The sequence below is a fragment of the Rhodobacter sp. JA431 genome, assembly GCF_900217725.1.
GTDB lineage: Bacteria > Pseudomonadota > Alphaproteobacteria > Rhodobacterales > Rhodobacteraceae > Rhodobacter > Rhodobacter aestuarii.
On sequence record NZ_OBMP01000001.1, the window covers coordinates 315,930 to 342,679 of the forward strand.

The window sequence follows — 26,750 nt, forward strand, 5'->3', positions numbered from 1 at the left end:
CGAAAAGGAGGGCCGCATGAGCCCGCGCGACGACATTCCCGACCTCACCGGCCTTGATGGCGAAGGCTCCGTGCAGGTGCATGAGAACGAAAACCTCGATGTCGGCGGCGCGAAGGTGTTCTCGGTCTATGGTAAGGGGGGGATTGGCAAATCGACGACCTCTTCGAACCTTTCCGCCGCCTTCTCGCTGCTCGGCAAACGGGTGCTGCAAATCGGCTGCGACCCGAAGCACGACAGCACCTTCACCCTGACGGGGCGGTTGCAAGAAACGGTGATCGACATCCTCAAATCGGTGAACTTCCACCCAGAGGAATTGCGCCCCGAAGACTTCGTGACCGAAGGCTTCAACGGCGTGATGTGCGTCGAAGCGGGCGGCCCGCCGGCGGGCACCGGCTGCGGCGGCTATGTGGTTGGCCAGACGGTGAAACTGCTGCGCCAACACCACATGCTGGAAGACACCGATGTGGTGGTTTTCGACGTGCTGGGCGACGTCGTTTGCGGCGGCTTTGCAGCCCCCCTGCAACACGCCGATCGCGCGCTGATCGTCACCGCCAACGACTTCGACAGCATCTATGCGATGAACCGCATCATCGCCGCCGTGCAGGCGAAATCGGTCAACTACAAGGTGCGGCTTGCGGGCTGCGTGGCCAACCGCTCGCGCGAAACCAACGAGGTGGACCGCTATTGCGAGGCCGCCAACTTCAAGCGCATCGCGCATATGCCCGACCTCGACAGCATCCGCCGCTCGCGGCTCAAAAAGCGCACGCTCTTTGAGATGGATGACGCCGAAGACGTGGTGCAGGCGCGCGCCGAGTATATCCGCCTTGCGGAAACCCTGCTGCGCTCGGTCGATGAACCGGGCCTGACCCCCGAGCCGCTTTCGGATCGGCACATCTTCGAACTTCTGGGATTTGACTGATATGGCCAATGACTATGCCGCTATTCGCGACCGCGTCGAACACTATTTCGACCGCACCGCGACCCGCGCCTGGGAACGGCTGACCCAATCGGATGCAAAAGTCTCCAAGGTGCGCCAAACGGTGCGCGAGGGGCGCGACAAGATGCGCGCGATCATGCTCTCGCGCCTGCCCGAAGACCTGACCGGCTGCCGCGTGCTCGATGCGGGCTGCGGCACCGGGCTGATGACGGCAGAGCTTGCCAAACGCGGCGCCGAAGTGCTGGCGGTGGATATTTCGCCCCAGCTCATCTCGGTGGCGCAAGACCGGCTACCGGTAGACTTGCGCGAAAAGGTCACTTTCATGTCGGGCGACATGACCGACCCAGCGCTTGGCCAGTTCGATTACGTCATCGCGATGGACAGCCTGATCTACTACCGCGCTCATGATATTGGCGAGATTCTCACCAATCTGGGCGCCCGCACTCATAGTGCGATCGTCTTCACAGTGGCCCCGAAAACGCCGTTTCTGATGGCGTTCTGGGGCGTGGGAAAACTCTTCCCCCGCTCCAACCGCTCGCCGGTTATGATCCCGCATGCGCTTGAAAAGCTTCAAAAACATGTGGGCGGCTGGCTTCTGCGCATCGACCGGGTCGCGGTGGGCTTTTACATCTCCGAATGCTTGGAGTATCGGCCATGATCCTCAGCCGTCGCATGATCGGCTCGCTCGCGCTTACTTGGATGCCGTTTTCGCAGGCGGCCTCTGAGGAGCTGCCGCTGCGCCAGCTCATGCGGCTTTCGCTGTTCCAAATTTCGGTTGGGATGGCGCAAGTGCTGCTTTTGGGCACGCTGAACCGGGTGATGATCGTCGAGATGGGCGTGCCTGCGCTTGTCGTGGCGACGATGATCTCGATCCCGGTCTTGGTGGCCCCCTTCCGGGCGGTGCTCGGGCACCGCTCTGATACCTATCGTTCCGCTATCGGCTGGAAACGGATCCCCTACCTTTGGTTTGGCTCGCTGTGGCAGATGGGCGGTCTTGCGCTGATGCCATTCGCGCTGATTCTGCTTTCGGGCGATCAGATCATGGGCCCCGATTGGGCCGGTGAGGTCTTCGCCGGGATCGCCTTCCTGATGGCCGGTTTGGGCATGCATATGACCCAAACGGCGGGCCTTGCGCTGGCCGCTGACCGTGCCACCGAGGAAACCCGTCCCCGCGTCGTCGCGCTGCTTTACGTCATGTTCCTCGTTGGCATGGGAATCTCTGCCCTGATCGTGGGCTTCTTCCTGCGCGATTTTGACCAGATCACGCTTATTCGCGTGGTTCAGGCCTGCGGCGCAATGACGCTGGTCCTGAACGTCATCGCACTATGGAAACAAGAGGTTATCCGCCCAATGACAAAGGCAGAAAGGGAGGCGCCGCGCCAAACTTTCCGCGAGGCTTGGGGCCTTTTGGCCGCCGAACCGGGGGCGATGCGGCTTCTTGCCGTGGTGATGATTGGGACACTTGGGTTCAATATGCAGGATGTGCTGCTCGAACCCTATGGTGGACAGGTGCTGAAACTGCCCGTGAGCATGACGACTTTGCTCACCGCAAGCTGGAGCTTCGGTGCGCTCGTCGGCTTTATCTGGGCCGCGCGGCGGCTCGCGCAGGGCGCTACGGCGCACCGGCTGGCCGCGCGTGGCATTTTGATTGGCATCGTGGCCTTCACCGCGGTGCTGTTTTCGGCGTTGTTCGAAAGCAAAATCCTGTTCTTCATTGCCGCGCTGGGGATTGGCCTTGGCAGCGGCACGTTCGGCATTGCCACGTTGACCGTGGCGATGATGGTGATCGTGCGGGGTGCCTCTGGCATCGCGCTCGGAGCCTGGGGCGCAGCGCAAGCCACGGCGGCGGGGCTTGCGGTGTTTACCGGCGGGGCGCTGCGCGACCTCGTGGCGCACGCCGCCGATGCGGGCTACCTCGGGGCCCTTACCGACCCCGCGCTCGGCTATTCGGTGGTCTATCTCACCGAAATCGGACTGCTCTTCACTACTCTTGCCGTGCTCGGGCCGCTGGCCCGCCCCGGCAGCCTGTTCCCCAAGAAACCGGAGACCGGCAAGGCACGGATCGGCCTTTCCGAATTTCCAACCTGACAAAGGAGGACCAACAATGATGGTCGGTCACTATTTCTTCGGAGATTTCGATCTCGCCAGTCTCGCGATCTGGTCGTTCTGGGCGTTCCTCGCCTACCTCATCTACTATCTGCAAACCGAAAACATGCGCGAAGGCTACCCGCTCGAGAACGACGACGGTGGCGTTTCGGTGAACCAAGGCCCGTTCCCGGTGCCGTCGCCCAAAACCTTCCTGCTCGCCAATGGCACCACTGTGACCGTGCCTTCGGTTGAGAACGAAGAAGCGCACCGCCGCACCGATCTGGCGCTGGAACGCACCTCGGCCAACGAAGGCTATCCGTTCCGCCCGACCGGCGACCCGATGAAAGACGGCGTTGGCCCGGCTTCGTGGGTTCCGCGTCGTGACGAGCCGGAAATGGACGCGCATGGCGAGCCGAAAATCAAACCGATGCGCAATGTCGAAGCGATGGTCGTCTCGGCTGGTCGTGACCCGCGTGGCATGCCGGTGCAAGCGGGCGACACTGAGGTCGTCGGCAAGGTTGTCGATATGTGGGTGGACGTGCCGGAACAACTGGGCCGTTACCTCGAAATCGAACTGAACTCGGGCAAGAAAAAGCTGATCCCGATGACGCTTCTGCGCATCTGGTCGGACCGTGTCCGCGTCAATGCGATCACCTCGGATCTGTTCGACGACATCCCGGATGTGAAGTCGTTCGATCAGGTGACCAAACTCGAAGAAGAGAAGATCTGCGCTTATGTGGCCGGTGGCTATATGTACGCGACGGGCCGCAAGCCCTACGCGCTCTAAGGCGTGACTTTGGGGACGGCGTGCGCCCGCGCCGTTCCGCCTGACTACCAAGACGGAGGGTCTGAAATGTCAGACCATGATTTCGACTTTGAACCCCAACCGGGGATCCCTGCCCCTCTGCCGAATGGCGAGGAAATTCTGTGGCAAGGCAGCCCGGATATGTGGGCCCTAGCGCGTGAAGCGTTCAAGATTCGCTGGCTCACCGGCTATATGGTGCTTTTGGCTTTCTGGCGCGGCTATGTGATCTGGTCGGAAAGCGGGCTTGCTTTGGCTCTGCCCACGCTGGTGCTCTACATCATCTTCGCGCTTGGAACCTACCTTTTGCTGCTTTTGCTCGCCTATATGCAAAGCCGCGCAACGATTTACACGCTCACCTCCGCGCGCGCGATCCTGCGCGTTGGCGCCGCGTTGCAGGTGACATTCACCGTGCCCTACAAAGTGGTCGAAGTGGCCGCGCTGGGGCTGCAAAAACGCTCGAAGAAGGGCATTGGCACGCTTGCGCTGCAAGTCCCTGAAGAGATGCGTCTGTCTTACACTGTGCTGTGGCCCTCTGCGCGCCCGTGGCACATCCGCAAACCGCAGCCGGCCTTCCGCTGCATTCCTCAAGCTGAGAAGGTCGCCAAGATCCTCGCCGAGGCAGCACAGGCCAAGCTGAACGAACCGCAACTTTCCGCCAAGCCCAGCGCTGATGATGCTGGCCTTGTGCCCGCGCAATAAGAAGGGTCGGATCATGGCACAACATCCTATCACCGCCTCTCGTGCGCCGAAGAAAGAACCGGAAAAGGATCTGATCCCGATCGCGATGGTTCGCGCGATGATTGGCATCGCCGTTCTCTCGTTGGTCATCGTCGCCTATTCGGTGCTGACGAACCGCCCGCATGTGGGCGTGCCCGAAGCGGGCAAGATCGTCGCAGAGCGCGAAGTGATTTTGGAAGCTGTCGATTCGCAGCATGTGATCGTGCGCAATGCAGATGGCTCGGTTTTGGTGGATATGCCCGATGGCGGCTTCGTCAACGTGGTTGGCGCGGCCCTTGCCCGTACCCGGGAAGTGCAGCGTGTCACCGGCAACCCGCCGGTCCGTATTGTGCAATATGACAACAAGCGTCTGACGCTCGAAGACCCGGTCACCGGCTGGTCCGCCGAACTCTACGCCTTTGGCGAAGACAGCAAGGCCGCTTTCGAGCGCCTGCTCGCGATGAAATGACGGGGGCCGAGATGATCCTTTCCGGTTCTTCTCGGCTGTCTGTGCGCCGCGCCGCCGCTTTGGCGACGCGCGGCCAACAAGGTACCGCCCCCGAGGCGGTTTGGATCGGGGTGATGGGCGCGTCCCCCGGTCCCGCGCGGCATCCCCTTCACCGGGGGTGCCGCGCATGACCAATCCGTGGCTTGTCACGCTTTCGACCGTGTTCATCTGGTGGTTCTCGACCGGGGCGATCTTGTGGCGCGTGCGCCGCGCCGATTTGGCCGGGCGGGGCGCGCATCAGCTTTCGGTCGTGCTGGGCTTGCCGCTTTTGGCGCTGGGGTTTGTGTATCTGCACCGTTCGGCAGATGATGCCACGGTACAAGGCGCGCATGTGGCCTTTCTTTCGGCGCTGTCGGTTTGGGGCTGGTTTGAACTGGCCTTCCTGTCTGGCGTCGTTGCGGGCCCGAACCGCACGCAATGCCCGCCCACCGCAACGATGTATGAGCGCTTCTTGCGCGCCACCGGCACGATCCTGTGGCACGAAATCGCGCTTTTGGTCGCGATGATCGCCTGCACGGTGATTGTGGCCGACAATGAAAACCGCATCGGGCTGATGACATTCGCCATTCTTTACGTGGCGCGGATCTCGGCCAAGCTGAACCTGTTCTTGGGCGTGCCGCGCATCAATGTTCAATTCTTGCCCTCGCCGCTTGCGCATTTGGCCAGCCATTTCAAAATCGCCCGGATGAACTTCCTGTTCCCCGCGTCTGTCACGATCCTGACCTTTGCGGCTGGCTGCTTTATGGAACGCGCGATCTCGGCTGAAAGCGATGGGGCGTTTATTGGCCATGTGCTGATGGCAGTGCTCACACTCCTCGCGCTCTTGGAACATTGGTTCATGGTGCTGCCGCTGCCCGACCAAAAGCTGTGGACGTGGATGCTGCCCACCGCCGTGACCGAGCGCAACCGCGCTCGCGCACGCGCGGCCCGCCGCGCCAAGGCTGAAGAACTGAAAGCCAAGGCGTTTCAGGCGCCCATCGCGACCACTGTCCCCGCCCTGCCGCGCGCGCGCGGCGGCAAATAATCCCTCTCTTTCAAAAGCACGGATACGTGAACGGATCGGTCCAATCCGTCGCATCTGTTACGTGATAAGATCACAGACGCAACCGCCCCCCTTCAGGCATGGTCCGCTTGCCTGACTGGCGTGCTTCCCCCGAATGATCCACGCCGCAGCAGGCCGTTCACGGTCCCGGGCCCGCACCGCAGGCGGCGCCCGGACCGTGCCTTTCCATAGACCCTTTCCGAGGATCCGATGATGCATGCGAAAAACCTGCTCCTTGCGCTCCTGATGATCGCCCCTACTGTCGCCGCCGCCCCCGCTTTGGCAGGCAGCAAAGACCCCACCGCCGATTGCTATGCCGAAGCTACGACTGACGCGGAGAAACAAGCCTGCATCGGGCTCACCTCTACCGATTGCCGCAAGCGCAAGCGCAACCCGCAGGTGACGGATTTGGCGATGTGCAATGACCGCGAAATCCAATGGTGGCGCGCGCGGCTCTCTGATGCCGAAGAGGCAATGCGCACCCGCGCCGAAGAACGTGACAGGCCCTATGCCAAGCAAATCGCTGGGGGCGCGGCCAAGATGACCGATGACCTCGATAAGATGATCGAGAGCTGGAACAAATGGGAGCAGATGCGCTGCAACTTTGAATCGATGTTCTATCGCTCTTCGCCGCGCCGGATGCTGCACGCCCAAGAATGCCACATGACCGAGACCGCCAAGCAAGCGATCTTGCTGGAATCTTCTGCCGCCCGCTAAGCGGCCCCTTCACTCAAGGATCTCCCCATGCGTATCGCTGTTGCTTCGCAAAACTTCCGCACCGTAACCGGCCATGCCGGCAAAAGCCGCCGCTTTCTTGTTTATGACGCCGCGCCGGGCCAAGAGATCACCGAGGTAGAACGGTTCGATCTGCCCAAAGACATGTCGATGCACGAATTCCACGGCGAGGGACCGCATCCGCTTGATAGCGTGAAAGTGGTGATCGCGGGCTCGGCAGGCGCGGGCTTTTCGCGCCGGATGGCCTCGCGGGGCGTGCTGGTTGCTGTGACCGAAGAAACCGATCCCGTCACCGCTGTGGGCGCGCTGATCACCAGCATGTCCGAGGCGCAAGCCAACCCGCCCATGCCCGATCTGCGCGCCGATGCGCATGGGCATCACCACCACCATCATGACCATGATCATGGGCACGAGCATGGCCATGGCGGCTGTGGCTGCGGGCATGACCATGATCAAGACGAGGCGCATGATCACCATGGCCATGGCCATGCGCATGGCCACGGCGGTTGCTCTTGCCATGAGTGATGCGCGTGCCTATCTCAGCCGCACCGCTACCGCCGAAGGACAGCCCATGACCGAGCGCAAGTTCGAAACCAAGCCCCTTGCCGTGCCTTCGTCGCGGATTTCGCGCTTTGCCAAACTCAGCGGGCTTGGCGCGAATATCGCGGGCAGCGTCGCGGCCGAAGGCGCCAAGCAATTGGCGCGCGGCCAGCGACCGAATGTGGGCGCTTTGCTGATGACCCCCGCCAATGCCCGCAAAGTGGCCGACAAGCTTGCGCAAATGCGCGGCGCGGCGATGAAGGTGGGGCAGTTGATGTCGATGGATGCGGGCGATATGCTGCCGCCCGAATTGGCCGACATCCTCGCCCGCCTGCGCGCCGAAGCGCATCACATGCCGGGGCAGCAGCTTAAAAAAGTGCTCACCACCGCTTGGGGGCCGGATTGGCTCAAACGGTTCAAGAAATTCGAGGTACGCCCGCTGGCTGCAGCCTCCATCGGGCAGGTGCACCGCGCCCAAACCCGCGATGGACGTGACCTTGCAATCAAAGTGCAATATCCGGGCGTGCGCCGCTCGATTGACAGCGATGTCGATAATGTAGCGGGGCTGATGCGCTTTGCGGGGCTGGTGCCCAAGGGCCTCGACATCACGCCGATGATTTTGGAAGCGAAACGCCAGCTTCATGAGGAGGCTGATTACGAGCGCGAGGGCGAATATCTCGACCTCTTCGGCAAGCTTTTGAAGGACCGGCCAGAATTCCGTGTGCCCGAATTGCATGCCGATTTCACCACCCGCGAAGTGCTGGCGATGAGCTATATCGAAGCCAAGCCGATCGAGGTGCTGGAGGAAGCAAACCAAGAGGAACGCAACCGAGTGATGCGGCTCATCATTGAGCTGATCTTCGATGAGTTGTTCGTGTTCCGGCTGATGCAGACAGACCCAAACTTTGCCAATTTCCGTTACGACCCGGAGACCGGGCAAATCATCCTGCTCGATTTCGGGGCCACGCGCGCCTTTGACGAAGACTTCGCAGAGCGTTACCGCACGTTGTTGCGTGCGGGGCTGGCCGATGATCACGCGGGCATTCGTGCCGCCGCGCGCGAGATTGGCTTTTTGTCCGAAGACATGCCCGAGGCGCTGGAAGATCAGATGCTGTCGATGTTCCTGATGTCGCTCGAACCCTTGCGTCATGACGGAGAATTCGACTTTGGCGCCAATGATCTGGCGCTGAGGATGCGCGATGCGGGGATGGCGATGTCGGAGCAGCGCGAACATATGCGCATTCCGCCGATGGACACGCTTTTCTTGCAGCGTAAATTCGGTGGCGTTTATCTGCTCGCCACCAAAATGGGCGCACGCATCAACCTGCGTGAATTGATCCAAAAGCACGTCTGAACCGGTCGCGGGCGCGCGTGTTGCGCCCGCGCCTTAGCCGTAGAGCGCCGCCCATCGCTCAAGCAGGCGGCTTTGCAGCACCTTGGAGCGGCGCACCCAAGCGCCCGAGCCACTGTCGCCCGCGCGCTGACGCCGTGCCAAATCCCCGGTGAAAATCGCAAACGTCAGTTCGGTGCCATCGGGCGCGGTCATATAGCCCGTCAGCGTCGAGACGAAATTGAGCGTGCCGGTTTTGGCATCCACCCGAAACGGCTGGCTTTGCCGCTTCCCACCATTGTCGTCGCGGAGTTCAAACGGCTTCATCAGGCCACGCAGGCCGACCTTTGGCCCCAAAAGCGACACCGCCCGCACCATCTCCAGCGCGGAAATGCGATCATTCGCACCAAGGCCAGAATGATCCACAAACCGCGCCTTTCCGCCGCCAAGCCGCTGCGCTAACCATTGGCTCATCGCGGCGCCAGATGGCCCGCGCGCCGCATTGGCCCCGCGCGCGGCGGTTGCTGTCATCCCCACCGCCTCGGCGGTGATATTCGTCGAATAGCGCATCATATCGCGCAGGATGCGCGGCAGATCGGTCGATTGCCGCGCGGTGATCACTTGTGCCCCGGCGGGCAATGCGCGCAACGGCTGCGGCGCAGGCAATGGGCACCCTTGAGCCCGCGCCAAAGTTTGGAACACATCGCCCGCATAGGCATCTGGCTGGCGCACCGGCAACCAGAGGCTGCCGTGTTTGTTCAAAGCCGCAGAGGCAACAGACCAATGCTCTTTGCCCCCCGATTGACTGTAACGAAAAGCCGGGCTTTTGCGGGCGGCAAGGGAGGCGTCAATCGTGTAGGCTTTGGGCTTATGCGCCGCGCCCCGCGCATCCATCTCAAGGCTGTAACCGCCCGAGCCGCGGCGCCATTCGAAATGCACCCGGTTGTAATTCAAAATAAGCCCGGAAATCGAAGGGTTATACCCCACATGCACCGGCTGATCGTCCGAGATTTCAGAGGCATAGGGTAGCGCGCCGCCCCAAGTGTAAAACCGCCCCGCGACCCCACGAACCCCTGCTTTCACCAAACGCGCGGCAAGATCGGCCAGACCATCGGTATCAAGCGTCGGATCGCCGCCCCCCGCCAAGATCAAATCGCCTTGTAGCACGCCCCCAGCAATGGCGCCCGTGCCCAAAAGGCTTGTGGTGAAGCGATAATCAGAGCCAAGCGTTTCCAGCGCATAAAGCGTGGTGATGGTTTTCGCGGTCGATGCGGGGGCCATCGCCTTGTTGGCATCGCGCGATTCCAGCACCAAGCCGCTGCGCGCATCGGCCACGATATAGCCGACATCGCCGCCCAATTGCGCTGCATCGACCAGTTCCTCGCCCGAAAGCGGGCGCATCGCGACAGCCTCGGCGCGCAAAAGCCTCGGCGTGGCCAGCGCGGCCCCAAGGCCCACAGCACCACCCAATAGGCCCCGTCGCGTGACTTGCATTCCTGCGCGCTCCCCGTTTTAGCGTGCCCGCCACTCGCCCCCGGCCCGGATCGCGGAAGACGAAAGGTCCGACATCGGCATTTGCACGAAACACCATGCCGGACGCCGCGCGAAAGGCAAGAGCAGAGCCTGCTCTGCGGGCAGCCGTGCCGAAGCATAAATGCGTGCCGCGCGCGCTTGCCCTGTCACCATGCGGTGGCCGGGGCGGGCCAGCACCCCAACGGGCACCCGCGCGAAGATCCCGCGCCAATCCTCCCAAAGGTCGAATTGCGCAAGATTGTCAGCCCCCATCAGCCAAACGAAATGCACTCCCGGATAAAGCGCGGTTAGCCGCGCAAGGGTTTGCGCGGTGTAGCGGGTGCCCAGTTGCGCCTCGAGCCCGGTGATTGTGACCTTGGGATCAGCCATCACCCGGCGCGCTTGGGCAATGCGGCTCGCCATCGGCGCGGGGCCACGCGGTTTGAGTGGGTTGCCGGGGCTCACAAGCCACCAGACCCGATCGAGGCCAAAGCGGCGCATCGCCTCGCGGGTGATATGCGCATGGCCTTCATGGGCGGGGTCAAACGACCCCCCCAAAAGGCCGATGCGCTGCCCGCGCGTGGCAATTGGAAACCCCTGCTTCATACCCCTGCCCTACCTGATCGCGCGCGCAGGCGCTACAGGCATGTGACACGGGCGTGACCATTCCAGCGCGCCCGTGCTTAGGCCTCAGAGACGGTGCAGCGCCCACGCCCGGCATGCTTGGAGGCATAAAGCGCGGCATCGGCTGCGGCGAGCAGACCAACGGCATCATGCCCGCCTTTCTCGCCCACGATCACCGCACCGATTGATGCAGAAACGCGGCACAGCTCGCTTTCATGCAAGATCGGTTCTTCCAGACGAGAGATCAAACGCTTGGCAAAGCCCTCAACACGTTCGGCATTAATCGGGCCACGCAGGATCATCATGAATTCATCGCCCCCCACACGCGCGACCAGATCCCCGCGCCGGGTTTCATCGGACAACACCTTCGCCGCCTGCACCAACACCGCATCACCGGCCGCATGGCCAAGCGTGTCATTGACCTGTTTGAAGAAGTCGAGATCGAGATGCAAAAGCGCGAAGCGCCGACCGCCCCGCCCCAGCACCTTCAGCGCCCGGTCAAGCGCCGCATCAAAGGCGCGCCGGTTCGCAAGCCCGGTCAGCGCATCGCTGAGCGCCTCGTTTTGCGCTGCACGGCGGGCATCTTCAAGCCGCCGCGTCAGCGCCTGCAACTCGTTCAAAACCGCAGCCTTCGCCTCGGACATAAACAGAAATTCAATCGCCAGATCAGAGGCCGCAAAGTCGGTCTCTGTCAGGCCAAAAAAGCGCACCGCTTCAGAGAGATGAATGCCGAAAGACAGATTGACCAGCGTATCGGTGCCGTCCTCCCCCCCGCCACCGCCGGTTACAATTTCAATGGCGGTGCCGCGTAGGTTGAACCCCGGATGCCGCAGCAGGTTGACCGCGATCCGCCGCGCTTTGCCAATTGGGTCCCCTTCCGGCGCATGGCCACGCGCGCGCCGCAACACGAAATGGCGCGCATAAGCCGTGCCAATCGCCTCCGTGCCCAAGATTTTCGTCAGCGTTGGCCCCATCGCGCGAATACGCCCGCGCTTATCAAGCCATAAAAACAAAGGCATAAACTGCCCCAAAATATCAGGGCTCAAGGTCAATGCCGCAGGCGCCCCGCCGCCCGGCAAATCCCGATCCAAATGCGTCATACAGTGACCCTTTCGGTCGACAGGCTGCCCTCATGGGCAGGACCCGCCAAATCAAATCTCCGCCCCTCGGCATGGTCCATATCGAGCAGGCAAACCGAAACGCGCTCTTCGCCGACACCGGGACGAGATTGCAATTCAGAGGCCTCGATCAGCACCAAAGCGCCGTAATCATCAGCCATCGCGCGCAAAATCCCCGCCATCACCGCACCCCAGCCCGGCATCCAGCCCGAGACAACCAAGGTAAACCGCCCTTGCGTCTCGCCATTCAGACTCAGTTCCGGGAGCTCAAGCCCCGGCAAGGCCATCATCGCGCGGCCCTGCAGATCATCGAGAGAAAACAAAAATTCCAGATAGTCGGCCCCCCCGAAGCGCAGCAAACGCCGCAGGGATTCCGTCATCGCAAGCCAAGCGCCGATATCTTCCAAAAGCGCCTCGCGCGAGATATCGAGCACCGTTTCCGCAGCGCCTAAAAGCATCTCGGTTTGTCGATCTTCATAATCGAGCATCGCCTCGAACCCTTCCGGGGCAATGCCAATACGTTCCACCACCTCACGCCAGACCGAACTGCCGTGATGGTTGCAAAGAAAAGACTGAATAGATTTATTGACTACGCCGAGCATGGGCCCTCCACGTGGTCAAAATATCGCTCCGGCCCTTAACAAAGCCCCAACAACATGGAACTTTTCCAAGTTGGAAATGGCTTTTTCAGCCAAAAGACGGAGCGCCTTACCCGAAAGATCAGCCCCGCGCGGGAGCCAAGGCGAGCCACTCGGCCAATCCGTCGATCGTCTCCAACACGACATCGGCTGCGGGCGATAGCACTTCGCGCGTAGCGGGGCCGGTCAGCACGGCGACTGCCGTCATGCCGGCGGCACGGGCGGCGGCAAGGTCATGCAGGCTATCGCCCACCATCGCCACCCTTTCGGGCGCAACCCCCACCGCTGCGGCAAAAGCCAAAAGCGGCCCCGGTTCGGGCTTGGCACCATGACCACTGTCATAACCTGCGATGAAATCGAACAAGGTTTCGACTCCCTCCCGCTGGAGTTGAAGCCTTGCAGAGGCCTCGCTATCGTTGGTTGCGACGCCAAGCCGCAACCCTGACGTGCACAGATCACCAAGGCAGCGGGGCAGGTCCACCGCCGGAACTTGGGGCGCTTCAAGCGCCGCCGCTTCCAATTCTGCGACCAGATCGGGGGCCGTCCGCCCCGGCAAATGCGGCAGCATCAGCGTAGCCACTTCAGACACCGTTCCGGCGATCACGGGGGAATGACGGTGAAAACAGCCCGCTGTCAAATCATAGCCCAAGGCCTCGGCCAGCCGTTCTGTGCGGGGCGGATCGCCCTCCGCAAGACGGATCAAAAGTGCCCGCGCCCACGCGCCCCACGTCGCTTCAAAATCGAAAAGTGTGCCATCTTTGTCGAACAGGATCGCTTCAATATCAGCCACTTGAACCCTCACGTCCAATTCATGCCCGCAGGGCCTTCAAGCCGCGCTGCGGCTGCCACCAACTCCTCTGGCGCCACCCCCAAAGCACTTGCACAGGCGCGCACCCAATCATCTTCGCGCATCACATGCGCAAGCACTGCGCGCTGCATCTCCACCCGTTGCGCCTCGGCGCGCACCTGCGCGGCGTCGGCCCCGCTGATGCCAAGAAAGGCCTGCCAAACCGGATCCTCGCTTGCCATCCAACCAAGCGCTCGGATCGCAAGAATTTGTGCTGAATTTTCGTCCAAAGCGCTACTCCTGCGAAAAGTGAAAGGATTTGTTAACCTTTCCTAAGGCATGATAAAGTTGCAATCGAGCATGTGGAAGGAGAACAAAGGTTCATGGCAGGAAAAGTCCTGATCGTGGACGATGTCGCAACGAACCGGATCGTGTTGAAGGTGAAGCTTTCGGGCGCCCGATACGAGACGATTCAGGCTGGCACCGGCGCGCAGGCTCTGCGTCTTGTGGCGCAAGAGAGCCCCGACCTGATCTTGCTGGATGTGCAATTGCCCGACATGAGCGGGATCGATGTCTGCCGTCGGCTGAAATCTGACCCGGCCACCGCGCATCTGCCGGTGATTGTCGTTACCGCGTTCCCCACCCCCGAAATTCGGCTTGAGGCGCTGCGCAGCGGCGCGGATGACTTCATCACCAAACCCTTCGAAGAACTGACCCTGCTCGCCCGGTTGCGCTCGCTGATGCGGATGCGCGAAACCGATGAAGAGCTGCGGATGCGCGAAAACACCTGCCACGAGTTGGGCTTTGCCGAAGCCCCACCGGCAGAGTTCGAGCAGCCCGCGCGGATCGGCCTTGTCGCGCGCGACCGCGAAACCTGCGTGGCTTGGAAAAACGCGATGCTGCGGTATCTGCCCAATGATCTGTTGCGGGTGCTTGATTATCAAACCGCGCTCTCCGCCGCCGCCGAAAGCCCGCCGCCCGATGCCTACGTGATTGCCGCCGATCTGGCCCGCCCCGGCGAGGGGTTGCGGCTGATGTCGGAACTGCGCTCGCGTGCGGGCTCGCGCCATTCGGTGATTTGCGTGGCGGTGCGCGATGCGGCGCGCGAAACCTCTGCCGTGGCGCTGGACCTTGGCGCGTCTGACCTGACGCCTGCCGGGCTGGCCGAGCCAGCCTTCGCTGAAGAGGCGGCCCTACGGCTTACCGCCCATATCGCGCGCAAACGCCGCCATGACCGGCAGCGCGAGCGCGTGGCCGATGGGCTGCGGCTTGCGCTCGTGGACCCGCTCACCGGGCTTTACAACCGCCGCTATGCAATGCCGCATGTGACCCGGCTTGCGGAACGCTCGCGGCTTTCGGGGCGCAATTTCGCGGTGATGGTGCTCGATCTTGACCGCTTCAAATCGGTCAATGACACCTATGGCCATGCTGCGGGTGATGCGGTGCTGATCGAGGTCGCGCGCAGGCTCAGTGCGAACCTGCGGCAGGTTGATCTTGTCGCCCGCGTGGGTGGCGAAGAATTCTTGGTCGCCATGCCTGAATGCACGCTCGAAGGGGCGCGGATCGTGGCAGAGCGGCTGTGCCGTGTGATGGAAGAACGGCCATTTGATTTGCCGGGCGGCGTTACGCTTGATCTCACCGTCTCGATCGGCCTCGCCCTTGGCGGCGGTGGATCGGAAAACACCAGCATCGACCAGGTGATCCATGAGGCCGATTACGCGCTGATGGGCTCCAAGGCCGAAGGGCGCAATCAGGTGACCATCTTTCAACGCGGCGCGGCCTGAACACAGCCCAAAACCGAATGACAAAACCCGGCACAAGGCCGGGTTTTCTTTTGCATGAAGCGATGTGCTTAATCCGCCGGGCGGCGGCGCTCGCGCCAATCCTCGCGGCGTTCGTCCAGACGACGTTGGAACCGCTCGACACCACGCTGCATGCGATCTGCGAAAGCGGCGCGCTCCTCATCGCTCATCGCCGCAATGCGTGACAGCATCACCTGTTCGCCCATTTCGATCCGTTCGAGCGTGCGGGCGCGCATCTCCGTCAGCACCCCATGCAAAGCCGCTTCGTCATAGGGCTGGGCGCGCAGGGCGGCATCCAGCCGCTCAAAATCTGACCGCATCTGCCCCTGCATCGCCCCGAAATCGCGGCCTTGGCCCTCTGCTGCCCGGCGCATTTCGATCCGGTCTTCGCGGGTGAAGGCGCCGCCCAACGGGCCAAAGCTCAGCTGATCGGGGCCATCGCGGTCCAGAACGCGCGGCGGCGGTTCGCCCCGCATATGGCCAATCACCCCCCCCGCGACGACGCCAATGACCAAAAAGTTCAGCACCAGCGACAGGATGAAAACCACCTTCGTGCCGCCGCGCAGCCGCCCTTGCGTCCCTGCGGGCGTCGGGGTTTGTTCTGTTTCGTTCGTCATACCAACCCCTTAGTCCATCAGCGCCAAAGCCAGAATATCGGCGTCATTGAGATAGTTTTCTTCCGCACTGGCCGAAGCGACCACCGTGCTTTGCAGCCCCATCGACTGCATCAGGCTGGGCGCTTGGGCCAAGCCGATCCAAAGCCCGGCCACGGTGGCAGTGGCCATGCCCCCTGCCATACCGCCAAGCGCCCCCCAGCCGCCGAGCGCAGCGGCAAGCGTCGCGACAAGGCCGCGCTTTTGCGGTGTCTGACGCCGGGCAGCAAGGGCAGCCAATGCGGCAGCCTCAGCCTCTCGCCGTTCTGTGGCGATCACTTCGGCTTGCAGCGCCATTTGTGTCAGAAACGCGGGTGTGGGCTCGGGCGACGCGTCACGCGCAGCGGTGAAAAAGGCCTCAAGCCCCTCAAAATCCCGGTCATTGTCGTCGTGCATTTTAGTCATGCCCATAACCCAATTCCTCCCGCCGTTCCGCCAAAAGTGCGGCAAGCGCCCGCTTGCCGCGCGCGGTCAGGCTTTCCACCGCCTCCACCCCGATCTCCATCGCCTCGGCGATTTCGGGGTTCGACAGCCCTTCTAAGTGGCGCAACACCACTGCCTGCCGCTGCCGGGCAGGCAATTGCGCGAGCGCCATTTCAAGCGCCGCCGCGCGGTCATGCGCAATCAGCCCCTCAAGGGCCGAAGCCGCGCCATCGGCAACTTCGGGCGCTTCATCGAGCCCCACACCACGCCGCCGCCGTAAACGGTCGGTCGCAAGGTTCGTGGTGACTCGATAGATCCAAGTGGACACTTTGGCCTCGCCGGTGCGCCATTCGGAGGCGATTTTCCACAGCCGCAGCATCGCTTCTTGCGCCAGATCCTCGGCCTCGGTGCGGTCACCGAGCATCCGAAACGCGACCCGAAACGCCACCGGGCCGAGCCGCGCCACCAGCGCACGCGCCGCGGCCCCATCGCCGTTGCCGTAAAGCACCAGCAGGGCCTCGTCGCTCAATTCGCTTTGCGCATCGAATGCCATATCCATCGTTCCATTGGCCTAGCGCGGATCGTGCTTTGCCGCAATGCGTGGGCGCGGCCGCAAACGCGGGGCCGCGCCCAATGAGGCGTTACTGCCCGAAATTGAACCAGCGGCGGTCATCGCGGTCGCGGTCACCGCGCCAGTCGTGCCGATCCCGACGGTCATCCCCGCCCCGGTCAAAGCGGTCTTTCATCCGCGCTTCGGCCATCCGCAACTCTTCGGTGCTAACCGCGCCATCATTGTCCCGGTCCAGCCGGTCAAAAATACGCGTGGGCAGCGGCGGGCTGGCGAGTTCAGCCGCCGAAAGCTTGCCATCGCCATCGCTGTCTTGCGCGGCGATGCGGTCCTTCACCCGCGCCGCAACCCGGTCTTCGATCTGCACCATCTCGGCGGCAACCAATTCCTCGGCGCTCAACAGCCCGTCGCCATCGGTGTCCATTGCTTTCGCTGTAGCGGCACGCTTCGCTTCAATCTCGGCCAAGGTCACTTTACCATCCCCGTCGGCATCGAAGCTTTTCAGATCAAAGCGCGGGAACGGCCCCGAGACCATATCCATCGGGCCGGGCCCCGGTGCCGGCGGGGCGGGCGGCGCAGCTTGCACCATGTCAGCCTCGGGCGCAGGCGGCGGCGCGTCTTGCGCAAACACCGGCAAAGCCCCCAAGGCCACGCTTGTCGCGAGGGCGGCAATCATCGTCTTGGTCAAAGCAGATTTCATCTTCATTCTCCTGTTCGCGCACGGCTTTTGGCCGTTTGATGCAAGAGAAACGGGCGAGCCTTGCGCTTCCGTCGCCCCTTCACGCGCCCGTGACGTGACACTGGCTCTTTTTTCACGCGCAAGCTGCGGCTAGGCTATCCCATCCAAGGGAGTAAGGCTTGATGAGCATAGATAAATCTGCCCTGCGCGACGCCGCCACTTTGGTGGTTTTGCGCCGCGATCTGCCCGAAGGCCCCGCCGTTTTGATGGGGATGCGTGGCGCAGGCGCAGCCTTCATGCCGTCGAAATACGTCTTTCCGGGCGGGGCGCTGGATGCGGGCGATGGTGATATTGCGCTTGCCGCCCCCTTGCCCGAGACCTGCGCCAAACGACTTGCACAAGAGACCGAGGCCGATCTTGGCCCCGCACTTGCCGTCGCCGCGATCCGCGAGTTGTGGGAAGAAACCGGGCTCATCTTAGGCGCGCCCGGTGCTTGGCAGGGCGATATCCCGGCAGATTGGGCGGGTTTTGCCGCCACCGGTCATCGCCCTTCGGCAGCGGGGCTGCGGTTTTTCTTTCGCGCCATTACCCCGCCGGGTCGTCCGCGCCGCTTTGATGCGCGGTTCTTTTTGGTCGAGGCATCGGAACTCGCCTCCGACCCCGATGATTTCAGCCGCGCTTGTGATGAGCTGAGCCATTTGCATTGGGTGTCGCTACCGCAAGCGCGCGCGCTCAACCTGCCCTTCATCACCGAGGTGGTGCTCGCCGAGGTGCAGGCGCAATTGTCCAGCGGCCCGCCTGCAACGATCCCGTTTTTTGACAATCGCGGGCCAAGAGCCACCTTCGCGCGGCTGGGGTAGTGTGAGGCTGGGGTAGGATCAGCGCCCGATACGGCTCAGATCATAGCCGTTGAAATCCAGCACTTCGCGCGCGGCGGCAATCAGATCGCCCCGCGCCATGCCGGGACGGTTGAGCACAATCCCCCAATTGCCCGCAGGCGTCCCAAGCGCAGCCACGCGATAATCTTGATCGACCCAGAGCACAAAAATTGGCTCTTTCGCGAAGCCCTGCGTTGGACTGAGCCGCGCGCCCGGCCCGGTCAGCACTGCGCGCCCTTCGAGCACCGCAGGCACGGGCCCCGTGCAATCAATCCCCGAAAGCGCATAGGCGCCCGCGCCATGCAATTTCCAGCTCTGCTGCGCACCGGCACAGCCCGGCGTGGCGGATTGCGCCACGACCCAATCGCCCGCGAACCGCGCCGGGTCAAAAAGCGCCGCCGAAGAAATCATCTTTTCCGGATCGCGCAGGCTTGGCTGGGGGGCGGCCATGCAGCCACCCAAGAGGGCGATGATGCTCAGGCCCACCGCTATTCGATGCATTCGGTCCCCCGCAGGCCCGTGCTGGACAGCACCTCATTGCAGCCCAAAAGCGGTTTGGCGGGCGCACAGGTCATGGACCGCGCCAGACAAGCGCCTTCACAATCCGTGCTTGCCCGACAAGACCGCCCGGCATCCTTGGTACGGGTCACGCAATATTGCGCACCGCCAAGGCTTGCCCATTGGCCGCCACCCGCTTCGCATAGCCCCTTGTCACGCGCGACGGCGGCGGCCCCCACTGGTGGCAAGGGGGGCGGGTCGTCCGCCCCCGGTTTGCAGGCAGCCAAAAGAACCGCCAGCCCCAAAAGGGCGATTTTAGAACGGCATCGGATGGGCATGATGCACCCGGTCAATCTCTGCCAGCAGCGCTTTATCGAGCGCCATCCCCGCCGCATCGAGCGACTTTTCAAGCTGCGCAATCGAGGTGGCGCCGATGATCGGCACAATCGGGAAGGGGCGGCCCAGCGTCCAAGCAATCGCCATCGTCACAGGGTCCAGCCCAGCGTCACGCGCAAGCGCCACGTAAAGATCGGCCACTTCAAAGGCGCGCGGGTTCGACCGCCCACCGAGTTCGCGCACGATCGCGCGGCGCGAGCCCTCGGGCACGGCCCCGCCGGAATACTTCCCGCTCAGCATGCCCGTGGCGAGCGGCGAATAGGCCAAAAGCGTCACCCCTTCATGCACACCCAGTTCGGCCAAATCAGTGTCGTAGAGCCGATACATCAGCGAATATTCGTTCTGGATTGCGGAAACGCGCGGCCCATGCCCCGCTTCGGCCAACCGAATGAACTCCATCGTGCCCCAAGCGCTGTCATTCGACAGACCGAAATGGCCAATCTTGCCCTCGCCGCGCAGGCTGGCGAGCGCCTCAAGGCAGGCGGTCATATTGTCTTCGATTTCCGCTTTGCCGGGCTGCTTGGAGGGATCAAACTTCCAGTTCTGCCGGAAGTGATAGCCGCCCCGGTTCGGCCAGTGGAATTGGTAAAGGTCGATATGGTCCGTTTGCAGCCGCTTGAGCGAGCCTTCCACCGCCACCCGGATCGAGGCAGGCGTGATCGGGCCGCCATCGCGCACCGCTTTCATGCCGTCGCCTGCGATTTTCGTGGCCAGCACCACATCTTTGCGCCGCCCGGTTTTGGCAAACCACGTGCCAATGATCTCTTCGGTGCGGCCCACCGTTTCCGCGCTGATCGGGTTGACCGGATAGACCTCGGCGGTGTCGATAAAATTCACCCCCCGGTCAAGCGCGCAATCAATCTGCGCATGCCCCTCGGCTTCGGTGTTTTGCGTGCCCCAAGTCATTGAGCCAAGGCAGATTTCGCTCACCATCACGCCGGTCCGGCCCAGTTCCACTTTCCGCATGTCTTCCCTTTCCGTTAGCGCGCACAAAGTGCCACAGCCGGGCGCGCTTTAAAACCTCAGATCACCACCGCAGGCACCAACCCGCGCAGCGCATTGCCCAGATAAACGCGCCCATCCATGATGTCGGACCAGCCAAGCCGCGCCTCGCGCGCGCGCCCGGTGCGGATCAACTCAGCCCGCAACACCCCCGGCAATGCCCCCGCACTCACCGGCGGCGTCAGCAGCGCATTATCGCGCCATAGGAAGATATTGGTGATCGTGCCTTCGACCAGATCATCGTGCTCATTTAAGAACACCAGCTCATCAAGCCCCTCGGGTAACGCGGCGCGCGCGCGATCATAGATCCCCCGCTCGGTCGATTTTATGCGCCGGAAATCATCGCCGGAATCGACACGCTCTTTCGCAAGCCCCACACGCCACATCGCCTTCGGCGCGGGCAGCGGCGCTTTCATCAATTCGGGTGTGCCATCAAGCGCCACGGTCAAACGCAACCGCAGCGGTTCGTCGCCCTTCACGGCGTCAATCATCTGCTCAACGCGCCACATATCGCAGGGAATATCGAGCGCTTCGCAACCCTCGCTCAAACGCGCCATGTGCCCCAAAAGCAATTCAACGCCAAACCGCGGCGCCCAGCGCATTGTTTCGATCAGGTGCAATCCGGAAGGGGCGCGCGCACGAAGGCTGCCTTGCTCAGTGCTTCCGCCCATTCAGATGCCCCTTCACTGTCATGCACCAGACCGCCGCCCACATTGAGCGTGGCCACCCCGTCGCGCAGCTCGATCGTGCGGATCGCGACGTTGAATTCCATCGCCCCGTCGGGCGCGATCCAGCCGATGGCGCCACAATAGGCACCTCTTGGCGCGGTTTCCAGTTCATGGATGATCTGCATCGCGCGGATCTTTGGGGCTCCGGTGACAGAGCCACAGGGAAAGAGGGCGGCGCAAATCTGCTGAAAATCAACACCCCCAAGCAGTTGCGCGGTGACGGTGGAGGTCATCTGATGCACCGTCGTATAGCTTTCAATGTCATAAAGCGCGGGCACCCTGACCGAACCGACCTTGGAAATCCGGCTTAGATCGTTGCGCAACAGATCAACGATCATCAGATTCTCGGCCCGGTTCTTTTCCGACCCCTTTAGCCAAGCAGCAGCAGCTTGGTCAGCCTGCGGGTTTGCACCGCGCGCGACCGTACCTTTCATCGGGCGCACCGTGGCTTGCCCTACCGCGTCAATGGCAAAAAACAATTCGGGCGAGCGGGACAAAAGCGCAAATTCCCCTGCCTCGACCAGCACCCCATGCCCCACCGGCTGCGCCGCCTTCAGCCGCGCATAAAGCGCGCGCGGATCGCCCGCATAAGGCGCGGTTTGCGGGAAGGTAAGGTTGATCTGATAGGTATCGCCTGCCGCAATATAGGCCTGCACGCGGTCAAAGGCTTGCTGGTAGGCATGTTGGGAAATCACCGGGGTGAACTGCGGTGCCTCGGCGCTCGGCTGTGTCTCGGGCACGGCCAATTCGGGGGCGTCATAAACGCCAAAGAGCATCAGCGGCAGAGTCCGTTTTTGCGGCAAAAGCGGTTCGAGCTTGGGCGAGAACAAATAACCCAGCTCATAGCTCAGCATCCCCGCAAGCCATTTGCCCGCCGCCCGCGCAGCCGCGATTTCGGCAAAAGCCTGCGCCATCTCCTGCGGATGATCCGCCCGAATAACCGAAACAGGCCGCGTCAGGCGCAGCCCGATGCCCTCCGGCCCCCGGTCAAACTCGAATCTCGGCGTCTGTTGCACTGGTCCCCCGCGCGTCTTGCGCCCAGATATGCGGCGCGGGGTCGCAATGGCAACGCCTCAACCGACCGAAAAATGCCATTCCCCGTCACCCAGCGCGGGGCTCGCCTTCTCAAGCGCCAAATCAGAGCGCGAAAAGACAATCGGCGTGCGCAGCCCGGCAATACCCTCGGGGGAAATGCGCATCCCGCGTGCCACCACCTGCGGCTCGGCCAAGGCCTCGGCCACATCATTGATCGGACCACCAGGCACACCCCCGGCCTCTAGCGCAGCGATCAGATCGGCTTTCGGACGTTTCGCTGTGGCCTTCGCGATTTGTGCGCAAAGGGCATCGCGCTGCGCGACACGGCCCGCATTGGAGGCATAATCGGGGTTCAGGGCAAGTTCGGGAAGCGAGAGCAGATCGCAAAGCGCCAAAAACTGCCGATCATTGCCGCAAGCGATGATCAAATGCCCATCTGACGCCGGAAACACCTGATAAGGCACAATATTAGGGTGCGCATTGCCCAAGCGATGCGGCACCTGCCCGCCCAAGAGATGGTTCATCGCTTGGTTCGCGAGCACCCCCACTCCACAATCCAGCAAGCTCATATCCACCTGCTGCCCAAGGCCAGAGCGTGCACGCTCGGCCAAGGCCGCTTGCACGCCAATCACCCCATAAAGCCCGGTGAACACATCAATCCAAGCCACACCCACCTTTTGCGGCTCACCACCCTTCTGGCCGGTCAAATCCATGATCCCGCACATGCCTTGGATCAGAAAATCATAACCCGGCTGCGCTGCGCGCGGGCCGGTTTGGCCAAATCCGGTAACGGAAACATAGATCAAACCGGGGTTGGTGGCCGAAAGGCTTTCATAATCGAGACCATACTTTTTCAACCCACCGAGTTTAAAATTCTCAATCACCACATCGGCCTCGGCAATCAGCCGTTTAAGCCGGTTCAGATCATTATTGTTGGAAAAGTCACAGGTGACCGAAGTTTTTCCTCTGTTTGCAGCGTGGAAATAGGCGGCCACAGTTTCAAAAGTGCCATCGGGTCGGATGCGCTCAATGAAAGGCGGGCCCCAGCGGCGGGTATCATCCCCTTCGGGGGATTCCACTTTTACAACTTCGGCCCCCAAATCCGCCAAGGTCTGGCCGATCCAAGGCCCCGCCAGAATCCGCGCCAGTTCAACCACTTTGAGCCCCGTTAGAGGTGCTTCAGACATTCGAACGCTCCCTTGGCGCGCCCTTGCGCCATGGCCTTGGTAGCGCGTGGGGCCGCGCAAATCGACCGTCGATTGTGCGGCTCCTCATGCGTTTTGCGCATGGATCAGCTGCCCAAAAGCGCCGCATTGCCCCCGGCCGCCGTCGTATCCACGCACAGATGCCGCTCATGCATCACATGCGCGCGGTCTGGAAGGCTGGTGATCAGCGGCACCAAAGGCCCCTCGCGCAACGCGAGCGCTTGCGCATAGGCCCGCCCTTTTTCTGTATCGCCCCACCAAAGAACCGCACAAATATCTTTGATTTCCATAAGCTCTTCTGGCGTGAGCCCCCGATCCAGTTGCCTCGCCACCCCGCCCAGCGCCTGAACGGCCGTCATCTGCACGGCACACTCTGCCGCGCTCGGACCAAGGCACAAAACGGGGGCGCGCGGATGCAGGCTCAATCGGTTCAACTCCCCCGTCGGGCCGGGCAACAACTGCTCTGCCGAGAACGGCTCCGACGAGATGGTGCCGTCGCGCGGCGCGGGCGCGAAAAACCGCCCCAGATACAGCGGCCCACCCGCTTTTGGCCCGGTGCCCGAAAGCCCCTCTCCACCAAAGGGCTGGCTGCCCACCACCGCGCCGATTTGGTTGCGGTTGACGTAGATATTGCCCGCCTGCACCTGCCCCGCCACCTCGGCCACGCGGGTATCAATCCGCGTATGCAGCCCAAAGGTCAGGCCAAAACCGCGCGCGTTGATATCGGCAATCACCTGCGGCAGGTCTTCGGCGGAAAAAGTTGCAAGATGCAACACTGGGCCAAAGACCTCACGTTCGATTTGGGCAATTCCATCCACCTTGATCAGTGTCGGGCCAACGAAATGCCCCGCTTCTGGTGCAGCGACTTGATGCAGTATTTCGTTTTGATGCGCGGCAATCCAAACCGCGATCCCGGCCTTTGCGTCGCCATCAATCACCGGACCGACATCGGTCGAAATCCCCCAAGGGTCACCGATAGATAGCGCCTCCATCGCGCCTTTGAGCATTTCAATCAGCCGAGGCGCGATATCTTCTTGCACGTAAAGGCAGCGCAGCGCCGAGCATCGCTGCCCCGCCGAGCGGAAAGCTGAATTGACGATGTCGCGCACCGCTTGTTCCGGCAGCGCGGTGCTATCCACCACCATAGCATTCAGCCCGCCGGTTTCGGCAATCAGCGGGGTTCCGGAGGCCATGTGGGCGGCCATTGAGCGCGCAATAACGCGCGCCGTTTCGGTTGAGCCAGTGAAGACCACCCCCGCCACGCGCGGGTCGCGCGTGAGCGCCGCGCCCACCGTTGCCCCCTCGCCCGGCAGCAGTTGTAACGCAGCGCGCGGCACCCCCGCTTGATGCAACAACCGCACCGCCATCGCAGCCACCAGCGGGGTTTGCTCGGCGGGTTTGGCGAGCACCGCATTGCCCGCCATCAGCGCCGCTGCGATTTGCCCTGTAAAGATCGCAAGCGGGAAGTTCCAAGGGCTGATCGCCACGATCCGGCCACGCGGCGCGCGCGAATCCGCGGCCCCTTGCGCCGCATAGTAGCGAAGAAAATCAACCGCTTCGCGCAGCTCCGCCACCGCATCTGGCAAGGTCTTGCCCGCCTCGCGCGCCAGTGCGGAGAAAATCGCGCCGTGGTGTTCTTCATAAAGGTCGGCAGCGCGGCGCAACACCTCTGCGCGCGCATGGGCGGGCGCGTCCCAAACCTGCGCCCCGTCTAAAGCGGTAGCGACGGTAGCGGCATCGGCCTCCGTCACCTGCGCGACGATGGCCCCGGTGGCGGGGTTACACACCGGGCGCGTGGGTCCGCTCGCCGCCCCCACAATGATTGGCGTGGCATCGGGCGTTTCGCCAACCCGCACCGCGTCAAGGCTGGCCAGAACGGCAGGATCGCTAAGATCAAAGCCACGCGAATTGATGCGATCGGCAAAAAGCGCTTCAGGCGCGACAAGCCCGCCCGGCGGGGCAGCAGAGGGCAACCGCTCAAACGGGCAGGCCGCAATCACGGATGGGGGCACAGTGGCATCGGTGATCTGATGCACGAAAGAGGCATTGGCCCCGTTTTCCAACAGCCGCCGCACCATATAGGCGAGCAGGTCGCGATGCGCGCCGACGGGCGCATAAATCCGGCACCGCCCGCCCGTTTCGGCCAGCACACTGTCATGCAGTTGCGCCCCCATGCCGTGTAGGCGCTGAAATTCAAAAGGTCGGCCTTGTGCAAGTTCGAGCACCGCCGCGACGGTGTGAGCGTTATGCGTTGCAAATTGCGGATAGAGCCTGTCTGACAGCGCAAAAAGCTTGGACGCAAGGCAGATATAGGCCACATCGGTCGCCACTTTGCTGGTGAAAAGCGGAAAGCCCGGATGCCCCTCCACTTGGGCACGCTTCATCTCGCTGTCCCAGTAGGCACCTTTGACAAGCCGGATATTGAGACGCCGATCATGGCGCCGAGCCGCGTCGTAAAGCGTCTCAATCGCCGCGCCTGCGCGTTTGCCATAGGCTTGCACCACCGCGCCAAAGCCCTCCCACCCGGCGGTGGCGGGGTCGGCCATCACCGCCTCCATCACCTTGAGCGAGAGCGCAAGCCGGTCTTGTTCTTCGGCATCGACATGAAGTGCAATACCCGCCGCAGCCGCTTGGCGGGCAAGGGCCTGCACCACCGGCACAAGTTCGGCCATCACGCGGGCCTCTTGCGCCACCTCATAGCGAGGGTGGAGCGCCGAAAGCTTGATCGAAATACCGGGGTTGTCGTGTACCGAACCACCCTTGGCCACTTTGCCAATCGCGGTGATCGCCTGCGCATAGGCATCGCGGTAGCGGGCGGCATCGGCGGCGGTAAGCGCAGCTTCGCCCAGCATATCATAGCTGAGCGTATAGCCTTGCGCCTCGCGCGATTGCGCGCGCTTGAGCGCCTTTTCAATGGTTTCGCCCAAAACGAACTGCCGCCCCATCTCGCGCATGGCTTGGCCCACGGCAGCGCGGATCACCGGCTCTCCCAGCCTTCGCACCATCGCACGCAGCGTGCCCGCAACACCCTCGCCATCTTCGAGCACTTTGCCCGTGAGCATCAGCGCCCAAGTGGAGGCATTGACCAAGGGCGAGGCCGCCGTGCCCAGATGGCGCGACCAATCCGAGGGCGCGATCTTGTCTTCGATCAGCGCATCAATCGTGGCGGAATCGGGCACACGCAACAGCGCTTCGGCCAAACACATCAGCGCCACACCCTCTGCGCTCGACAGCGCATATTGCGCCATCACCTGTTCCATCAGCCCCAGACGCCCAGCACTGCGCAGCCGCGTCACAAGCTCGGTCGCGCGCGCCACGGCACGGGCAAGCTGACCTTCAGACGGCCCCCAATCGGCGATTAAACGGGCGAGAACCTGCTCTTCAGGGGCGAATTTGGCCTCGGGGCCAAGGGGGGAGAGAACGGGGTGGATCATCGGCGCGCACTCCTTGGGCGTTTCCCAAAGTATACGCCGCACCCCGTGGACGTTTTGCCCAATCATTG

At 62.6% G+C, this 26,750-nt stretch carries 29 protein-coding genes; 12 read left to right on the top strand and 17 right to left on the bottom strand.

Going from position 1 to position 26,750, the window contains the following annotated elements; translation table 11 throughout:
- Nucleotides 1-16: 16 nt before the first annotated feature.
- The 10 genes from bchL to CRO18_RS01280 all read left to right on the top strand — a co-directional run bounded on the left by bchL (nt 17) and on the right by CRO18_RS01280 (nt 8,726).
- On the top strand, nt 17-919 hold the full coding sequence (bchL, locus tag CRO18_RS01235) for a ferredoxin:protochlorophyllide reductase (ATP-dependent) iron-sulfur ATP-binding protein (RefSeq protein ID WP_076485035.1): 903 nt from the start codon (nt 17-19) through the stop codon (nt 917-919).
- A gap of 1 nt (nt 920) precedes the next feature.
- Complete coding sequence (gene bchM / locus CRO18_RS01240; protein WP_076484843.1) at nt 921-1,595, top strand: magnesium protoporphyrin IX methyltransferase; 675 nt, start codon at nt 921-923, stop codon at nt 1,593-1,595.
- A complete protein-coding gene (locus CRO18_RS01245; RefSeq protein ID WP_076484844.1) occupies nt 1,592-3,025 on the top strand; it encodes a PucC family protein in 1,434 nt (477 codons plus the stop codon). The genes bchM and CRO18_RS01245 overlap by 4 nt, the downstream gene beginning before the upstream one ends.
- A 19-nt stretch (nt 3,026-3,044) precedes the next feature.
- Complete coding sequence (gene puhA / locus CRO18_RS01250) at nt 3,045-3,812, top strand: photosynthetic reaction center subunit H (RefSeq protein WP_097081090.1); 768 nt, start codon at nt 3,045-3,047, stop codon at nt 3,810-3,812.
- A gap of 66 nt (nt 3,813-3,878) precedes the next feature.
- The gene (puhB, locus tag CRO18_RS01255; RefSeq protein ID WP_097080777.1) at nt 3,879-4,529 is read left to right on the top strand and encodes a photosynthetic complex putative assembly protein PuhB; all 651 of its coding nucleotides are present in this window, start codon (nt 3,879-3,881) and stop codon (nt 4,527-4,529) included.
- A 13-nt stretch (nt 4,530-4,542) separates the two neighbouring features.
- Complete coding sequence (puhC, locus tag CRO18_RS01260; protein ID WP_097080778.1) at nt 4,543-5,016, top strand: photosynthetic complex assembly protein PuhC; 474 nt, start codon at nt 4,543-4,545, stop codon at nt 5,014-5,016.
- Nucleotides 5,017-5,182: 166 nt separating this feature from the next.
- Nucleotides 5,183-6,079: a putative photosynthetic complex assembly protein PuhE gene (gene puhE / locus CRO18_RS01265; RefSeq protein WP_097080779.1), complete on the top strand. Its 897-nt coding sequence runs from the start codon at nt 5,183-5,185 to the stop codon at nt 6,077-6,079.
- 228 nt (nt 6,080-6,307) lie between these two features.
- Nucleotides 6,308-6,814: a lysozyme inhibitor LprI family protein gene (locus tag CRO18_RS01270; RefSeq protein WP_097080780.1), complete on the top strand. Its 507-nt coding sequence runs from the start codon at nt 6,308-6,310 to the stop codon at nt 6,812-6,814.
- Between the two features lie 27 nt (nt 6,815-6,841).
- Nucleotides 6,842-7,357 carry a NifB/NifX family molybdenum-iron cluster-binding protein gene (locus CRO18_RS01275; RefSeq protein WP_097080781.1) on the top strand — a complete coding sequence of 172 codons (516 nt, stop codon included), beginning with the start codon at nt 6,842-6,844 and terminating at the stop codon, nt 7,355-7,357.
- A gap of 46 nt (nt 7,358-7,403) precedes the next feature.
- Complete coding sequence (locus tag CRO18_RS01280) at nt 7,404-8,726, top strand: AarF/ABC1/UbiB kinase family protein (RefSeq protein ID WP_097081091.1); 1,323 nt, start codon at nt 7,404-7,406, stop codon at nt 8,724-8,726.
- A gap of 33 nt (nt 8,727-8,759) precedes the next feature.
- On the opposite strand, the gene dacB is transcribed toward CRO18_RS01280, so the two are convergent.
- The 6 genes from dacB to CRO18_RS01310 form a co-directional block, all read right to left on the bottom strand.
- Nucleotides 8,760-10,196, bottom strand: coding sequence for a D-alanyl-D-alanine carboxypeptidase/D-alanyl-D-alanine-endopeptidase (dacB, locus tag CRO18_RS01285; RefSeq protein ID WP_097080782.1), 1,437 nt, complete (start codon nt 10,194-10,196; stop codon nt 8,760-8,762).
- Between the two features lie 18 nt (nt 10,197-10,214).
- Nucleotides 10,215-10,820, bottom strand: a complete 606-nt coding sequence (locus CRO18_RS01290; RefSeq protein ID WP_097080783.1) for a nicotinate-nucleotide adenylyltransferase — start codon at nt 10,818-10,820, stop codon at nt 10,215-10,217.
- Between the two features lie 77 nt (nt 10,821-10,897).
- Nucleotides 10,898-11,938, bottom strand: coding sequence for a diguanylate cyclase (locus CRO18_RS01295; RefSeq protein ID WP_249275966.1), 1,041 nt, complete (start codon nt 11,936-11,938; stop codon nt 10,898-10,900).
- Nucleotides 11,935-12,558, bottom strand: a complete 624-nt coding sequence (locus CRO18_RS01300) for a heme NO-binding domain-containing protein (protein ID WP_097080784.1) — start codon at nt 12,556-12,558, stop codon at nt 11,935-11,937. Before CRO18_RS01300 ends, CRO18_RS01295 begins: the two co-directional genes overlap by 4 nt.
- A 118-nt stretch (nt 12,559-12,676) precedes the next feature.
- Nucleotides 12,677-13,384 carry an HAD family hydrolase gene (locus tag CRO18_RS01305; RefSeq protein ID WP_097080785.1) on the bottom strand — a complete coding sequence of 236 codons (708 nt, stop codon included), beginning with the start codon at nt 13,382-13,384 and terminating at the stop codon, nt 12,677-12,679.
- An 8-nt stretch (nt 13,385-13,392) separates the two neighbouring features.
- Entirely contained in the window at nt 13,393-13,671 is a 279-nt protein-coding gene (locus tag CRO18_RS01310; protein ID WP_076484853.1) for a DUF3572 domain-containing protein, read from the bottom strand.
- A 93-nt stretch (nt 13,672-13,764) separates the two neighbouring features.
- On the opposite strand from CRO18_RS01310, the gene CRO18_RS01315 reads away from it, so the two are divergent.
- Nucleotides 13,765-15,165: a diguanylate cyclase gene (locus CRO18_RS01315; protein WP_076484854.1), complete on the top strand. Its 1,401-nt coding sequence runs from the start codon at nt 13,765-13,767 to the stop codon at nt 15,163-15,165.
- A gap of 68 nt (nt 15,166-15,233) precedes the next feature.
- On the opposite strand, the gene CRO18_RS01320 is transcribed toward CRO18_RS01315, so the two are convergent.
- The 4 genes from CRO18_RS01320 to CRO18_RS01335 all read right to left on the bottom strand — a co-directional run bounded on the left by CRO18_RS01320 (nt 15,234) and on the right by CRO18_RS01335 (nt 17,527).
- Nucleotides 15,234-15,800 (bottom strand): periplasmic heavy metal sensor, encoded by a 567-nt coding sequence (locus CRO18_RS01320; RefSeq protein ID WP_076484855.1) that lies wholly within the window; start codon nt 15,798-15,800, stop codon nt 15,234-15,236.
- Between the two features lie 9 nt (nt 15,801-15,809).
- A complete protein-coding gene (locus CRO18_RS01325) occupies nt 15,810-16,241 on the bottom strand; it encodes a hypothetical protein (protein ID WP_143128582.1) in 432 nt (143 codons plus the stop codon).
- Nucleotides 16,234-16,818, bottom strand: coding sequence for an RNA polymerase sigma factor (locus tag CRO18_RS01330; RefSeq protein ID WP_097080787.1), 585 nt, complete (start codon nt 16,816-16,818; stop codon nt 16,234-16,236). Before CRO18_RS01330 ends, CRO18_RS01325 begins: the two co-directional genes overlap by 8 nt.
- Before the next feature lie 82 nt (nt 16,819-16,900).
- Nucleotides 16,901-17,527 (bottom strand): EF-hand domain-containing protein, encoded by a 627-nt coding sequence (locus tag CRO18_RS01335; protein ID WP_170952518.1) that lies wholly within the window; start codon nt 17,525-17,527, stop codon nt 16,901-16,903.
- A 161-nt stretch (nt 17,528-17,688) separates the two neighbouring features.
- Between CRO18_RS01335 and CRO18_RS01340 the strand changes: the two genes are divergently transcribed.
- The gene (locus tag CRO18_RS01340; protein ID WP_097080789.1) at nt 17,689-18,366 is read left to right on the top strand and encodes an NUDIX hydrolase; all 678 of its coding nucleotides are present in this window, start codon (nt 17,689-17,691) and stop codon (nt 18,364-18,366) included.
- An 18-nt stretch (nt 18,367-18,384) separates the two neighbouring features.
- On the opposite strand, the gene CRO18_RS01345 is transcribed toward CRO18_RS01340, so the two are convergent.
- The 7 genes from CRO18_RS01345 to putA form a co-directional block, all read right to left on the bottom strand.
- Nucleotides 18,385-18,885, bottom strand: coding sequence for a lipocalin (locus CRO18_RS01345; RefSeq protein WP_143128583.1), 501 nt, complete (start codon nt 18,883-18,885; stop codon nt 18,385-18,387).
- Entirely contained in the window at nt 18,873-19,220 is a 348-nt protein-coding gene (locus tag CRO18_RS01350; protein ID WP_083952102.1) for a hypothetical protein, read from the bottom strand. Before CRO18_RS01350 ends, CRO18_RS01345 begins: the two co-directional genes overlap by 13 nt.
- Nucleotides 19,198-20,244: an aldo/keto reductase gene (locus CRO18_RS01355; protein ID WP_076484862.1), complete on the bottom strand. Its 1,047-nt coding sequence runs from the start codon at nt 20,242-20,244 to the stop codon at nt 19,198-19,200. Before CRO18_RS01355 ends, CRO18_RS01350 begins: the two co-directional genes overlap by 23 nt.
- 56 nt (nt 20,245-20,300) lie before the next feature.
- A complete protein-coding gene (locus CRO18_RS01360) occupies nt 20,301-20,882 on the bottom strand; it encodes an aminotransferase class IV (RefSeq protein WP_170952519.1) in 582 nt (193 codons plus the stop codon).
- Nucleotides 20,883-20,890: 8 nt separating this feature from the next.
- Complete coding sequence (locus CRO18_RS01365; RefSeq protein WP_097080792.1) at nt 20,891-22,024, bottom strand: aminodeoxychorismate synthase component I; 1,134 nt, start codon at nt 22,022-22,024, stop codon at nt 20,891-20,893.
- Between the two features lie 57 nt (nt 22,025-22,081).
- Nucleotides 22,082-23,230 (bottom strand): CaiB/BaiF CoA-transferase family protein, encoded by a 1,149-nt coding sequence (locus CRO18_RS01370; RefSeq protein WP_097080793.1) that lies wholly within the window; start codon nt 23,228-23,230, stop codon nt 22,082-22,084.
- Between the two features lie 104 nt (nt 23,231-23,334).
- Nucleotides 23,335-26,682: a bifunctional proline dehydrogenase/L-glutamate gamma-semialdehyde dehydrogenase PutA gene (putA, locus tag CRO18_RS01375; RefSeq protein ID WP_097080794.1), complete on the bottom strand. Its 3,348-nt coding sequence runs from the start codon at nt 26,680-26,682 to the stop codon at nt 23,335-23,337.
- Nucleotides 26,683-26,750 lie beyond the last annotated feature (68 nt).